The organism is Bradyrhizobium sp. JR4.3, assembly GCF_040547695.1.
Taxonomy (GTDB): Bacteria; Pseudomonadota; Alphaproteobacteria; order Rhizobiales; family Xanthobacteraceae; genus Bradyrhizobium; species Bradyrhizobium canariense.
The window spans coordinates 1-13,678 of sequence record NZ_JBEPQF010000069.1 but is presented as its reverse complement, the minus strand read 5'-3'; the positions used below and the strand labels follow the sequence as shown (position 1 = coordinate 13,678).

Annotated in this window: 14 protein-coding genes and 3 pseudogenes; 3 read left to right on the top strand and 14 right to left on the bottom strand. The window is 60.0% G+C overall.

The window, feature by feature from the left end:
* Positions 1-103: 103 nt before the first annotated feature.
* Both ABIB91_RS41065 and ABIB91_RS41060 read right to left on the bottom strand, forming a co-directional pair.
* Positions 104-881 (bottom strand): annotated as a pseudogene (locus tag ABIB91_RS41065) (IS5 family transposase).
* A gap of 263 nt (positions 882-1,144) precedes the next feature.
* Positions 1,145-1,825, bottom strand: a pseudogene (locus tag ABIB91_RS41060) (IS256 family transposase); the annotation flags it as partial.
* A 548-nt stretch (positions 1,826-2,373) separates the two neighbouring features.
* On the opposite strand from ABIB91_RS41060, the gene ltrA reads away from it, so the two are divergent.
* Positions 2,374-3,789, top strand: a complete 1,416-nt coding sequence (ltrA, locus tag ABIB91_RS41055; RefSeq protein ID WP_354172799.1) for a group II intron reverse transcriptase/maturase — start codon at positions 2,374-2,376, stop codon at positions 3,787-3,789.
* A 627-nt stretch (positions 3,790-4,416) separates the two neighbouring features.
* Here the strand turns inward: ltrA and ABIB91_RS41050 are convergent.
* The 10 genes from ABIB91_RS41050 to ABIB91_RS41005 form a co-directional block, all read right to left on the bottom strand.
* Complete coding sequence (locus tag ABIB91_RS41050; RefSeq protein ID WP_347882351.1) at positions 4,417-4,686, bottom strand: DUF6129 family protein; 270 nt, start codon at positions 4,684-4,686, stop codon at positions 4,417-4,419.
* An 11-nt stretch (positions 4,687-4,697) separates the two neighbouring features.
* The gene (locus ABIB91_RS41045; RefSeq protein ID WP_354172802.1) at positions 4,698-5,057 is read right to left on the bottom strand and encodes a DUF3024 domain-containing protein; all 360 of its coding nucleotides are present in this window, start codon (positions 5,055-5,057) and stop codon (positions 4,698-4,700) included.
* Complete coding sequence (locus tag ABIB91_RS41040) at positions 5,054-5,308, bottom strand: nitrogen fixation protein NifZ (protein WP_354129605.1); 255 nt, start codon at positions 5,306-5,308, stop codon at positions 5,054-5,056. Before ABIB91_RS41040 ends, ABIB91_RS41045 begins: the two co-directional genes overlap by 4 nt.
* Positions 5,308-5,625 carry a nitrogen fixation protein NifZ gene (locus ABIB91_RS41035; protein WP_354129606.1) on the bottom strand — a complete coding sequence of 106 codons (318 nt, stop codon included), beginning with the start codon at positions 5,623-5,625 and terminating at the stop codon, positions 5,308-5,310. Before ABIB91_RS41035 ends, ABIB91_RS41040 begins: the two co-directional genes overlap by 1 nt.
* Before the next feature lie 904 nt (positions 5,626-6,529).
* On the bottom strand, positions 6,530-6,754 hold the full coding sequence (locus ABIB91_RS41030) for a 4Fe-4S dicluster domain-containing protein (protein ID WP_354129607.1): 225 nt from the start codon (positions 6,752-6,754) through the stop codon (positions 6,530-6,532).
* A 16-nt stretch (positions 6,755-6,770) separates the two neighbouring features.
* Positions 6,771-8,324: a nitrogenase cofactor biosynthesis protein NifB gene (gene nifB / locus ABIB91_RS41025; RefSeq protein ID WP_354172811.1), complete on the bottom strand. Its 1,554-nt coding sequence runs from the start codon at positions 8,322-8,324 to the stop codon at positions 6,771-6,773.
* A gap of 349 nt (positions 8,325-8,673) precedes the next feature.
* A complete protein-coding gene (gene nifT / locus ABIB91_RS41020; RefSeq protein ID WP_148742989.1) occupies positions 8,674-8,895 on the bottom strand; it encodes a putative nitrogen fixation protein NifT in 222 nt (73 codons plus the stop codon).
* Positions 8,892-10,085 (bottom strand): cysteine desulfurase NifS, encoded by a 1,194-nt coding sequence (gene nifS / locus ABIB91_RS41015; RefSeq protein ID WP_354129608.1) that lies wholly within the window; start codon positions 10,083-10,085, stop codon positions 8,892-8,894. The genes nifT and nifS overlap by 4 nt, the downstream gene beginning before the upstream one ends.
* An 18-nt stretch (positions 10,086-10,103) precedes the next feature.
* Entirely contained in the window at positions 10,104-10,373 is a 270-nt protein-coding gene (locus tag ABIB91_RS41010) for a NifU family protein (protein WP_354172805.1), read from the bottom strand.
* A gap of 40 nt (positions 10,374-10,413) precedes the next feature.
* The gene (locus ABIB91_RS41005; RefSeq protein ID WP_354129609.1) at positions 10,414-10,734 is read right to left on the bottom strand and encodes an iron-sulfur cluster assembly accessory protein; all 321 of its coding nucleotides are present in this window, start codon (positions 10,732-10,734) and stop codon (positions 10,414-10,416) included.
* A 317-nt stretch (positions 10,735-11,051) separates the two neighbouring features.
* Between ABIB91_RS41005 and ABIB91_RS41000 the strand changes: the two genes are divergently transcribed.
* Together ABIB91_RS41000 and ABIB91_RS40995 are read left to right on the top strand one after the other, a co-directional pair.
* Positions 11,052-11,642, top strand: a complete 591-nt coding sequence (locus tag ABIB91_RS41000) for a hypothetical protein (RefSeq protein ID WP_354129610.1) — start codon at positions 11,052-11,054, stop codon at positions 11,640-11,642.
* Positions 11,643-12,030: 388 nt separating this feature from the next.
* Positions 12,031-12,268 (top strand): annotated as a pseudogene (locus tag ABIB91_RS40995) (hypothetical protein); the annotation flags it as partial.
* A gap of 93 nt (positions 12,269-12,361) precedes the next feature.
* Here the strand turns inward: ABIB91_RS40995 and ABIB91_RS40990 are convergent.
* Positions 12,362-12,571 carry a hypothetical protein gene (locus ABIB91_RS40990; RefSeq protein WP_354172813.1) on the bottom strand — a complete coding sequence of 70 codons (210 nt, stop codon included), beginning with the start codon at positions 12,569-12,571 and terminating at the stop codon, positions 12,362-12,364.
* Between the two features lie 880 nt (positions 12,572-13,451).
* On the bottom strand, positions 13,452-13,678 hold a 227-nt coding region (locus tag ABIB91_RS40985), incomplete at its 5' end, for a hypothetical protein (RefSeq protein WP_354172808.1).

Sequence of the window (13,678 nt, the reverse complement as noted above, 5' to 3'; positions counted from 1 at the left end):
ATGGTCGGCCCCTCCACAAGCCGACAACCCATGAGTCACAAAAAAACTGATTTGGGAATCCCGCGCAGCTTAAACTCTGCCAAAGTAGTGCTAGGGTACAGACTCAATTGAGCCAATATGCGACGAGAGCGGCGAGCTGAACAGCGGCCAAGAAATTCCGGGCGAGCTTGTCGTATCATGTGGCGATGCAGCGGAAGTCCTTGAGCCGGCAAAAGGAGCGTTTCGATGACATTTCGGCCTCCGTAGGCGCGTTTGTTGAAATGATGAATGACGACACGGTTGGATTTATTGGGAATGACGGGCTTGGCGCCGCGACCAGCGATTTCGGCCGAAGGTTGTCGCCGTCGTACCCTTTGTCAGCCAGCAGCGCGCTCATGGGCGGTGCGAGCGCCAGAACATCGGGCGCGGCAGCGATGTCGGCATCCTGACCTGTGGGTCAGGTGCACGACGACCGGTCGGCAGAGCGGATCGCTCAGCGCATGGATTTTTGTCGTACGGCCTCCCCGCGAGCGGCCGATTGCCTGATTGTGCTCCCCCCTTTTCCGCCGGAGGCACGCCGATGAGCTTTGATCGAAGTCGAGTCGAGCGATAGCACGACGGCATCTTTGCCAGCTTTGAGCAGTGCTTGAAACATTGCGCACCATCGTTCGCGCTTGGTCCAGCGATTGAAGCGGTTGTAGATCGTCGTGTAAGGACGTATTCGCGCGGACAATCACGCCATCGCGCACCCGATTGCAGCATGTGAACAATACCGCTGATGATGCGCCGACGTCGTCCCGATCCGGCCCCGTCAGTGCCGTTGCAGATGAGGTTCGATACGAGCCCATTGCCTATCATTCAACCAAAACAACCCCGCGCGCATTGTCTCGCCCCCGAATCAAGAACAGGGAGGCAAGAGAATCACGTGGCGCTATTTAGGTTCAGAGCCTAGCAGCGAGAGACAGCTTAGCGCCGAATGACGTCTGCCGGCCGAGCTGATGATCCGCAGGCACGCTCGCGGACACCGCATTTCCGGGTGGTAGATCTATATTCACAGACGCGCCTCTATCAGTCGCTGATTAAAACCATGACAACCGATGAGGTCTGGGCCAAGCGGGCCGGTCTTTCGGCAGACCAGTCAGCTCGTTCATCGCGCGAGCTGACCCTCGGACACGACGAGCTTGACGCCGCGCACACCGCGGCGGGTGAGCTTGCGCAGGAACGCCGTCCAGAACGTCTCGGCCTCGGACGGCCCGATGTCCATGCCGAGAACCTCGCGCCGGCCGTCGCTGTTGACGCCGACCGCGACAATCAGCGCGACTGAGACGATGCGGCCATTCTGGCGCACCTTAACGTACGTGGCGTCGATCCACAGATACGGCCAGTGGCCCTCGATCGGACGGGCGAGGAAGGCATTCACCTTCTCATCGATCTCGCCGCACAGCCGGCTCACCTGGCTCTTGGAGATACCGGTCATGCCCATGGCCTGCACCAGATCGTCCACCGAGCGGGTCGAGACGCCCTGCACGTAGGCTTCCTGCACCACGGCGGTGAGCGCCTTCTCGGCCATCCGGCGCGGCTCCAAAAAGCCCGGGAAGTAGGAGCCCTTGCGCAGCTTGGGAATGCGCAGCTCGACCGCGCCGGCGCGGGTCTCCCAGATCCGGTCGCGGTAACCGTTGCGCTGGGCCAGACGCTCGGGGTTCTTCTCGCCATAGGCCGCCCCGGTCTGGCTTTCGACTTCCAGCTCCATCAGCCTTTGGGCGGCCAAGCCGATCATCTCGCGCAGCAGATCGGCGTCGGGGGTCTTCTCTACCAGCGTGCGCAGGTTCATCATGTCGTCGGTCATCGGTGGTTCCTCGGTTGCGTTGGCGTGTCGCAACCCGATCCTACCGGAGAACTGCCGGTGACCACCGCAAAGCCGCCCGCCCGCTACGGCGCTATTGGGGGGCGCGCGTCCGGGCGGCTTTGCTCTACCGAGCTACACCACCACCGGGGAGTACGTCATGCCAAGCTGATGAATGCTTGTGGGTGCAAGTCCCATCCGGCCAAAGCCGAAGCAGGCAGGCCGGGACCGAGTCTTGCGGGCGTCGCGGCAACGCGGGGTTCGAAGTGTAGACAGGAGCCATGCGGGGTGCGGGAATGAGCCTCGAAAGGTGGATGTTCGCGGAGGCCGAGTGTGTTCCCTAAACACGAAGGCAGCATGAGCATCGTCGTTATGCGAGACGATGCCGCTCCGTCGGGGTCGATGGCCGGATCACGCATGGAAGGTAATCATCGGAACATGAGAGGCCCGACCGGGTCCGTTGGATTGGTCTCCAACGGGGGGCAGCGGCAAGGCAGTGCCAGAGCCGCGGTCCGAGCTGAAGTCGGGAGTCGGACTGGTCCATAGTACCTGTGAAGTCGTCGAAGGAAACGAGACGCATGGAGGGAAGGGGCCAGCCCGAGGGGAGCCCGCGCGAGAAGGCCAGGGTCCGGACACAGAGCCGGGTTGCCTTGCCGCCGAACCTCGAACGGGTGAACACGGCAGCCAAGCAGGCTGCCCAAACCCGGTTCACGGCCTTGCTGCACCACGTCGACGAGGACGCTCTGCGTCGGGCGTTTCGACGACAAAAGCGGCAGGCCAGCGCGGGGGTCGACGGGATAACGGTGGCGAAGTACGAAGAGAGGCTCACGGATAACCTCCGGGAGCTCTGCGGACGCGTCCACACGGGTCGCTACCGGCCACAGCCGGTGCGACGAGTCTACATCCCCAAAGCCGACGGCGGTAAGCGGCCTCTCGGTGTGCCGGCGCTAGAGGACAAGATTGTCCAAAGCGCGGTAGCCGAGGTGCTGAGCTCCGTCTACGAGGTCGACTTCCTCGGGTTCTCCTACGGCTTCCGGCCGGGGCGGAATCCTCATATGGCGCTTGACGCCTTGCACACGGCGATCATGAGCCAGCGCGTCAACTGGGTGCTCGATGCCGACATACGCAACTTCTTCGACTCGGTCGACCACGAGTGGCTGCTGCGGATGGTGGCGCACAGGATCGCCGATCCTCGCATATTGCGGCTCATAGAGCTGTGGCTGCGGGCCGGCGTTCTTGTTCTTGAGAGCGGCGAGAAGCAAGAAACGGACAGGGATACCCCGCAGGGGGCGGGCATCAGTCCGCTCCTCGCCAACATCTTTCTGCACTACATCCTCGATCTCTGGACCCATCAATGGCGCCGTCGCCGCGCACGCGGTCGCGTTGTGGCCGTTCGCTATGCGGACGACTTCGTCATGGGCTTCGAGAGCAAGGTGGATGCGCAGGAGATGCTCTTGGCCCTCAAGGCGCGGCTGGCCAGCTTTGGCCTGATGCTTCATGAGGGCAAGACGCGGTTGATCGAGTTCGGTCGATTTGCGGCCCTCTCGCGTCAGCGGCGCGGCGAGCGGCGACCCGAGACCTTCGCCTTCCTCGGCTTCACCCACTACTGCGGGCGGACCCGGGACGGCCGGTTTATCGTGAAGCACAAGACGGAAGGGAAACGCCTGACGCGCAAGCTGACGGCGTTGCGCCAGGAGGCCTGGCGGCTCATGCACGAGTCACTGGCCACCCAGCACGAGTGGTTCGCCGCAGTGCTGCGTGGACACTACGGCTACTACGGCAGGCCGCACAATTATCCAGCGCTTAACGGCTTCTACCGCGAAGTGCGTCGGATCTGGCTGCACTGTCTGAGACGGCGCAGTCAGAAAAGTCGGCGCATGGGCTGGTCGGAGTTCGAGGCCCTGACGGCACGCTTCCGTCTGCCCGTTCCACGCATCACTCGCACTTGGGCGCAGGCGCGGATATGACGCGGGTTACCCTCGGGAAGAGCCGGGTGCGGGAAAGCCGCCTGCCCGGATCTGTGAGGGCGAAAGCCAAATGGCTGAGCTACTCGACCACGACCAATCACGCCATAAAGAAGGGACGCTCGATGCGTCTTCGAAAGACAACTCGAGCTTGAATGCTCCGACCTCAGCTCACCAAACATTTCGTACAAAGATGCTAGGCGCCAGTATTAAGTGCGCTGGATCAGTCGGGACACTCGCACGCCTCACTTGCGCGCGCGCATCATCAACCGGCCTCCACGGCGAGTGCACGGCGTTACCGCACGAAGAACGAACGTCTTGTCCTATTTTCCGAAGGAAAGCGCCTTTAAGTGAAAGTTCTCACAAGGGCAAATCTTGCGATACCAGATCCTCGTCGACTGGTTGAGCACGGCTCGCCGGTCCTAATTGTTCTGCCGCAGTATTCCTGACCTAATTAGCCACGTTGAGATAGCCGGGCAATTCCGCTGCGGGGAACGATCGCCTGCCCCAGTCTCATGGACCCGACGAACGAGCTTCGTGAATTTCCCGGGCTGGTCACTACCGCATGCGTAAACAACCGGCGGGCCTAGCCGTCCTGGCTGAGTTTGTCACCGGCAGGCGATTACTTGATCATGAGTTGCCGGAGCGCTTGGCAAGCAAAATGCCGGTGGCACGCTGCGGATTATTCGTAATCTGTGCACACTGACCGCTACTGTCGAGCAGATGCAGGTCGAACTGTCCAACGCGGCGGATCGGACTCTGCGTCATGTCAGAGGCCTCGCAACAAATCCAGGCTAGATGTGGAAATTTCTCCCGGAGCGTGAGGCAGGGCTCAGACGCTGTATCGATAGCGGCGAGCGTCTGCTCGATGTTCGTCAATTCGCCTGCGGCAAGCACCATGTCCATAATCCTTATTGCCAGAACAAACGTTCAGGGTCGATGTTCAGAACCGCTGTCGCTAAGTCAAGCCGTTGATGGGTCGAATGCCACTCCCAGACGCCCTTGCCGTGATCTTTGCGGAACAGCTGCCATGCCGCCCCAGTCTTATCGTGATGCAACAGCGCGACGTCGGCGAGGCCTCCCTCCGCATCAATATTGCCTGAGCAACACCGGCTCTCGACAAGATAGCCGCCAGCAACCGGTGTCACCTTTGGCGAGACATATCGGTAGCGCTCGCGCCTCGTCAGCGCGCGCACGATCCGCCACCGGTCGAGCTCGTTGGGATGCGCAGGCAATCCGGAATGATGTCGTCTGATGATGGAGGCGTTCATTGCGCGATGTCCTGGACTGCGGAGATCTCTGCCTCGAGGCACCCAACCACCAACTGCTTGCCGAAGTCGACCATATAGATGGGTAGGTTCGCTTCCGTATGGTGACCGACCTGGACGATCTCACCAATGTGTCCGACGCTGACCAGATACTCTTCCGCCGATGCGTCGGGAAAGGAACCGTCGTTGAGCAAATCGATTGCCGCCTTGACACGTTGGCCTGAGCGGTATTTTGGCAACCTTGGTTCGATCATCAGGGTGCCTCTCCTGACAAGCAAGGCTCCTCGCCTCTGTGGCTTCGCGTGACTAGATCGAGCTCCTTGCGTTTCATGCCGACCCGACAGCCGGATTCGAGGAATTCGACGCCATAGATGTAAAATTGTTGCAGGAACGTACCGATCGAGACGACATAGCCAAGCTCGCCTTTCTTGACGAGAACCTCACCGATCTCCTTGCCCACATAAGTGCCGTCGTTGCGGATGGTGCGGTTGGCCCGCACCTTGTCGCCATAATCATAGAGGGGCGCGTCCGTCAACTCGACGATGTCACTATCACGAGCGATGTTACTCATGCTGCCGTCCCCCGCTTCCCGCACCGCGGCGCAGCTTGCGACCACGCATTGGATGAGCCACCGGGGATGACAGTGCGTCACCATCAAGGCCCGCACCCCAAAACGGATGCTTGAGATGGCGATCCGCGAGCCTATGATTGATGTTGAGGAAGCCGCCGATGCTGCACGCGAGTCCGTCGCTGACGCAACGAGCTTGAGCCGGCAGCCCGCAATGCGGTTCAGCGCGAGACGCGCAGCGTACACAATCGGCCTGATTGCCTCGGCAACTGAGGGCATCGTGGATGACATCACTCATGGTCCCGCCCATCAGCTCGAGCGTGCCTCACAAACCTGGGCGCCATCTTGTGCGCGGGACCGCAACCGCAGTCTCTCGACAACCGGCGTCCTTCCTCGAGTTGCCCGAGACGCATCTCCAACTGGGCAGCAAGCCTTGAGCGAGAATAGCAAGACCCACGCGAGGTGCTCTCATAGCAGCCGAATTCGGGCTAGTGGCACGACCGCGCGGGTCGGCAGCAAAATCATATTCGCATCACGAACGCCTTGGCTTGACACGGGTTGATTTTCTGCGTCTTCATTGAGGTGATAGGATAGCTGTTCAATGATGGCCACAGGTGGCTGGATTGATATCGCGGAAGACGGGTCCGCTCTTGGGCTCTTCGGCGAAATCGACCCTCGACGCTCAAGACCGCGACCTTCGGGCCGACAGGAATAGCTTAACGCGTTGCCCTCGACGTTCGCGTCGCCAGAATATGGCTTGCCAACTGACGAAAAAGTCGGCGACCAGGGCGAGCCGTCCAGCCGGTTTGGGAGGGCGACAGCCGCAGTCAACGCCTCGTCAAGGCGAGGCATCATCCGCCCGAGTTTCTGAACCGTTCGTGTCGTAGTGAAATCCATGTTGTGGTCCTCAAGAGGCCGCGCGACGGCGTGGCAGTGCTGGGTCGAGTACGCATGTGTTGTCAACCGGACAAACCGCCACGCATTGCGGTTCGTCAAAGTAGCCGTCGCACTCGGTGCATTGCTCCGAATCGATCTGGAAAGCGCCGGCTACTTCAGAAATAGCGAGATTTGGGCATTGCGTTTCGCACGCTGAACAGCCCGTGCATTGCGAGGCGATGATCTTGAACGGCATTGTCTGAACCCATCCTTCAGGCGGCGGAAATCAGCGCATTGTGGCGGGCCGAATCGACCCGCTCAACGTGCTTGATCTTCCCCTCATTGACTTTATCGAGATAGAGTTTGAACCAGGCGATCGCCGAGGCATCGATGAACTCGCAGGCGTACTGATCGACAGGCTCGATGCCCGCCTTGATCAATTCGGCCTTCGGGCAACCGCCGATCTTTGACACGAATACGGCATGGCAATCCTTGATGGCGCCGATGGCGATTTCGAGCTTGCTGTCCTCGCCATGGCCGCCCTGGCAATAGGGATGGATAGGACGGTGACCAACGAATTTCGCACCTGAAGTCGAGAGCTCGTAGATCTGGAACTCCTTAGCGTGACCGAAGTGCTGGTTGATCAATCCCGAGCCCTTGGTAGCAACCGCCACCAGCACTTTGATTTCGTTGGAAGCGCTGGCAAGCCCCGCAAGCTCCTCCTGCTTGGCCGCAAGCTTCCTGATGCGCGCTTTCTCGACTTTGGCCTGATACTCCTTTCGGGGCTGCTCGTCGTATTTGATGTCGATCGCCATGATCTTTTCCATGGTGAACTCCGAGCCGAGGTCCTCTCCGAGCAGCCCAACGGCATCGGCCCGGCACTGGCGACAATGACGCATCATGTTCATCCTGCTTTCGCAGCTATTTTGCAACGCTGTCACTTCCTGTGCGGTCGGGCCGCGTTGCCCCCTGAGACCGAACACGGTGCCGTGCTCGCGCGACGAAATCAGCGGCATCACATTATGCAGGAAGGCCCCGCGCGACTTCACAGCCTTGTTCACTTCAACCAGATGCTGATCGTTAATCCCGGGAATCATCACCGAGTTGACTTTGCACAGAATTCCGCGCGCGGTGAGCATCTCCACGCCCTGGAGCTGCCGGTTGCTGAGGATGCTTGCAGCTTCAACACCGGTGTAGCGCTTATGGCGGTAAAAGATCCAAGGATAGATATTTGCACCAATTTCGGGATCGATCATGTTGATCGTGATCGTCACGTGATCGACCTTGAGTCTTACGATCGTGTCGACATGATCGGCTAGCGCAAGACCGTTCGTCGAGAGGCACAGCTTGATACCTGGCGCGAGCTTGTTCAAAAGCTCGAACGTCTTGAATGTCTTGTCCGGATTCGCTAGCGGATCGCCAGGGCCGGCAACGCCGACCACGCTCATCTGAGGGATGGCGGAAGCGACCGCCAGCACCTTCTTGGCGGCCTGCTCCGGCGTCAACTTCTCGCTGACAATGCCGGGGCGCGATTCGTTGGCGCAATCGTATTTACGATTGCAGTAATTGCACTGGATATTGCAGGCGGGTGCGACCGCGACATGCATGCGGGCATAATGGTGGTGCGCCTCCTCGCTGTAGCAGGGATGGTTCTTCACCTTTTCCCAGATTTCATTTGGCAGATTGCCGATGCCGGTCTGAGATCCGCAGCTCGCCTTCCCGCTACCGCCGATGGTACCGCAGCCCTTGTGCTTAGTGACCGCTTGCATGGTCTCGCTGATCTCGCCGCCGCCGCAGGATACCTGGTGTTGCGCTGAAGTACTCATTTTTCCAATTCTATTCGCAAGCCGAACCAATCCGGCAAGCATCCTGAGAGCCGTTTCTGAAAAGCTAAGAGCAACTGGCGTGCCATGCCTGCCACAAATGACTTTTGCGGTTTGCATCAAGTAGTTAGGTAGCGCCCGCTCGAATGTGAGTTTTACAACTCATGTTGGAAAGCTGACAGACATTGCGATCACAAGGGCGCTGGCAGGCTTCTGGAGTGATCAGTACGCTCGGTCACGGCAGGCCAAAGCCATGGAATGGTGTCGCGTTCCTCGCAGGTGTCGGACCGCCCTGCCAAGAATAGCTTCCGCATCCGCCGATTGGCGAGGTTTTATGGAACCGCAGCATTCATCATTCGGTTGCTTCACCGCCGCGCTTCTTGGCGTTGATAGTGATCGGTAGGGTGGTGTCACTCGCCATCGCCGGTAGGTCGAGCACCCAGCCGTTCGCGATTCTGATCCAACCACCCCACAGCGTCTCGTGCTCCCATTCGACGATCGGCTCCTCAAGATCCTTCTTGGGCACATAAATCGAAAGGCCCGTCTCGGGCGAACGGCGAATCATAACCTTCATGGGAGCTCCGCACGTTGTGAGCTCTCGCCCGCGCGCTGCTGACACGCACGCCACAAGGCTCTCTGTTTGGCAGTGATGTCCGGCATGACTTGCAGGACACGGTCGATCTCATTCGGCGCCGTCTCGCGCGACAGCGAGAAGCGAACCGCACCGCGCAAAAAGGCCGGTGGTACTCTCATCGCGCGAAGGACATGCGATGGCTCCATCGAGCCGGACGCGCAGGCTGAACCGAGTGAGACGGCAATTCCGTTGCGGTTCAGATGGTGGACGATGGCCTCTGCTTCGAGATGCTCGAAGGCAATGTTAGACGTATTTGGCAAGCGGTTCTTGACGTGACCAAGCACGATGCAACAGCCGAGGGCGAGAATGCCTTGCTCCAGCCGGTCGCGAAGGGCGCCAATTTGCATCTGCTCTTGTATGAGGTTTGCCCCAGCGAGTTCCGCCGCCTTGCCGAGCCCAACAATACCCGGAACGTTTTGGGTACCAGCGCGGCGACGCCGCTCTTGTGCGCCGCCGAAGATCAGCGGCCGGAACTTGACGTCCTTCCGCACATACAGCGCGCCGATCCCCTTCGGACCATGGAGCTTGTGGCCGGAGAGCGACAGCATGTCGATGTCCGTAGCCTTCAGGACAATCGGAATCCGCCCGACCGCCTGGACTGCGTCGGTGTGAAAGAGCGCGCCGACGGAGCGCGCCATCTTGGCGAGGGACTTCACCGGAAAGATCGTACCCGTCTCATTATTGGCCCACATGACCGAGGCAACTGCCGTTCGCCTCGACAATGCGTTGCAATAAGTCTCGATGTCCAATCGGCCGCTTGCATCGACCGGAATGACATGGGTCTTGATTCCTCGTCGCCCCAACTCCTCGGCAAGGGACAGCACGGCCGGATGCTCAACAGCCGTTGTGACGATCTCGTCGCGCCCCTCCTGCACGGCGAGCGCAGACAGGATGGCTGTGTTGTCGGATTCAGTGGCGCCGGAGGTGAACACGATCTCATGATCGAATGCCGCGCCAACCAAGGCCTGCAGGTTCCGGCGCGCCTGCTTCAATGCGAGTGCAACCTCGCTGCCGAATGCATGCGCGGACGACGCATTGCCGAATCGTGTAGAGAAGAACGGCAGCATCTCCGCAACGACCAACGGATGTGCGCGGGTCGTCGCGTTGTTATCCAGGTAGATCGACCGCACGGACTGTCCGCTCTGCACTTAATGTCTCACTTTGGCAGCTCCGGGGAGCGGGATCAGGCGCACGAACTCGCCGAGCCGCTCGATCAGACCCGCCTGAATGGCCGCGAGCGTCGTGCACGCATGCTTGCATGACATGCAGGTGCCGGTGAGCCTGACAATGAGCTCACAATCTCCACGATCACGCCTGAGGCTCGCCCGATTCTCATCGAGCACGGCACGGACAATTTTCTCGCGATCGGAAGGCTCAAAACTCGGAGGCTGCTTCGTTGGTGCAGTCTTGATGCCCATGTTTCGACGCCCTTCTATTGCGGATGGTCCGAGGACAGGCTCACCTGCACGATTTGTCGCAGGAGCAGCTCGACTTGGCATTTGGATTGTCGAATCGGAACCCCGATCCATCGGGCGACACCACGAAATCGATCGTGGTGCCGTTGAGATGCGCCTGGCTCGCGCCCTCGACGAAGACTTTGATGCCGCCTTGCTCGATCACGGCATCATCGGAGCTGGGCCCAGGCGCGAGATCCATCTTGTATGTGAACCCTTCGCAGCGGCCGCCTTCGACCATGATTCGCAACCCGCTCGCTGGCTGCGCTGTCGAGGAGATTGCGGCCTTCAATGCGTTGACGGCGTTATCCGTTAGGTTGATCATTTCTGACTCGCTCTCAGGTCTTGTTGCAAGGCACGATTCGCAAATCCCATGCCAGTCGAGATGCAGCTAAAATGAAGGATTTTCACGCGGCCACTGATCGATTCGCGACCTGTGTGTCAGGTTTTCGACACCAAGCTTGCCGGCCGCCGCGTCATCCGGCCAAGTCCTCGTGACGGTGCCAGCACGTATCCATGCAGAGAGCGCCAAGCTGCCGCTTACGCCGCGGAAATAGCGTACGGCAAACAACTTGCATAAGCGTATCACACGCGTCGCTTTGCGCGACGCGTGCACACCACGCATTGATGAGGAGCCTTTCCATGACGTCGATTGACAACACTGCTCTTGGCCCGTTGGACAAGGAGGGGCGGCTATTGAATGCGGTGCTTAAGAGTGAGACAACGAAGTCGGGGCGATTTGGATTCCGGGGCGACATCGCGCTGAAGTTCCAAGCTCAGCTGGCCGACGAAAAACGACCGCCGGACTATTCCATCGAACAAGTTCTTGCGATCGCGCAGGAAGGCGAGCCGACCATCCCAGTCCTTGCCGGATATCTGCATTCCTTCGCGTATCTACCCGAGGCCGCAAAGGTGCTGAATGGCAGGCTGAGCCCCAAAGGCAGCTATTTCATCTTCTGCAACAACATTGATCTGCTCGCGAAGTACCGCATCAAGATAGGCGACATCACCTTCCGCATTCTGCCTTGCGACGAATCCACGGTGTGGAAGGAGATGATGGACCTCGCCGGCGTCGACAAGAACGATATCAAAAAGTTCGGTACGGCCGGTAGACTCGACTACTTGCTCGACGCGGCCAAGGACATTGGTGGATCATACTGCGAGATCTCATACGAGGACGGCTTGGCCAAAATGGAGCCGGTGAAGAACAGAGGCGAAAACCGCCCGGTCTGAGGCATCGCCTCAGACACCCCCTCGCCGGCTCGGCGAGTCTGCCGCAGACAGAGTCACTGTACCCAGAGTGAGGCACTGTACCGCCTCGCCCGGGACTGGCTCTGAAACCCTCGTGATGGACTTGTCGGCCTAGGTTTGGGAGATCACACGGCCGCTCTGCTAGTCGTGTGTTGGCCATGAGTACTGTCGTCAACTGCGCCGAGGGGCGGCTGGCCGCGAGGGTCCGGCAGAATGCGTCCATCGGGATCCAAACATTCCAATGATGATCGGCTCCTATTCGCAGTCATACTTCAGAGGGCTGATCGACGGTGTATGTATCAGCTTTGGCGTTGTGCTCCAGGCCTTCAGCGGCCTGACCGGAGCTGGGATGTCGCGAGGAGCGATCACTGTGCTGATGTTCGAGGAAAGACCGCCGGCGAACTGCACGCTCAACAGCTGGGCGATCTCCGTGCTGCGGAAAGCCGGCGCCATCCGCGAGTGCGAGGAGCACGGCTGGACGCAGGACAGCGCCGACCCGCATCCGCTCCAGCGAAATCGCTCGGCAAGATCCGCCGCAAGGAGTGTCGGGGGACGAAGCTGTCGCTGAACTCGCCGAGGTGCTGGACTCGATCGGAGATACCTGCCCGAGTGGCCGTCGCTGTAATCAACAGCACGCGCGAGAGGTCGCGCAGGCGGGTGGATTTCTCCTTCAGCCTCGGGGTCGGCCATTCGCGGGGTCACTAAGGATTGCTCTCGAAGGTTGCTGTTCCGATGCGCAGCAGATCGAGCGAGGCAAACGGGATGAAGGCTAGCAAGCACCAGAAGAAATAGAAGGATGCGACCGCTTCATAGTGCGCTATCGGGCCGACCGTGTCGGATGACAGCTTGGCCGCAGCGCGCTGCATCCTGTAAGCAGTGAAGTAGATGATAGTTGCCGAGGTCTCTGTCATCTCATTCGTCCACTCACTGTTGAAAGCGTCGCGTCTGCGTCCATGATTGCAGCAGAACTATTCTGCCGGCGTCCGTCTTGCGAGAGCACGGCCGCGGCCGCAGCGAATCGAGTGCCACGCATCAACCAGTTCGCAATAGGCGAATCCATTTGTGGTCGGCCTCACGCCACGCGTGTAGGTGGTTGCACCATTTCATAGAACAAAGCGCCGTTTGCCAGCAGTAGTAGCGGAGAAGCCCGAATCTTCCCACCGCATACCGCGCAGAACCTCGCCGACCCGTGGTTGGAAGCATGATAGTCATTGCGCATTCTCGCCATCATGTCGGCGTTACCTGGAATCTCCCCATGCATCTCCCATTTGCGCCATACGGCGCTCGCACTTCAACTTCGGGGTCGCCAATTGCGATGCTTGTGGCATGTACGAACCACCGGCGCAGAGTGTGACTCTGGTGTGCGCCTTGCTGGCAAAGCGGCGCGCGCTATTCCAAGCGCCTTCGTCGGGATTGCCCACAGTAAGGGACAATGATCTTGATTGATGCAATCAGCAGCGCAGTGACGACGAAATCAAGCGGCTTTTTGCCGATCTTCGATGGACTTCAACTGACGGGCGACGGCGAGCGTATCGCAGCCCTCACCTGCTGTCGTGCAACCCTCACTGTCATTGCGCTCCAGGGCCCCGATCCCGTACCTTCCTCAGAACGACGCGTGGGGACGTCAAAACGATCTCGATCACGAGGCATGAACGTCTCAGCAGGCCCTCTCGTGAGGATCTGCTTCGGGTTGCGCTGGCCGGACGCGTATGGGAGCGGTATTAGCGCTTTATCATCATCGGGCGCGTGCGGTGTTCGGAATGTCGGTGGTACTGTCTCAGCTTCCGGAGCTCAATCGCGGTTCGGTTCGGCGTCCGCGTTAGCAGCCATTTCGCGCAGCGCGCGCCGGTACTCGACCGGCATCACCTTGCGGAATTTGGGCAGCCAGTCCTTCCAGTTGGCCAGGATGTCGGCGGCGCGCCGGGAGCCGGTCGCCTTGGCATGGCGCGTGATCAGGACGTGGAGCCGCTCGACGTCGGAGGCGAGCAGGTCCTTGAACACGTCGACCCGGCCGTGCG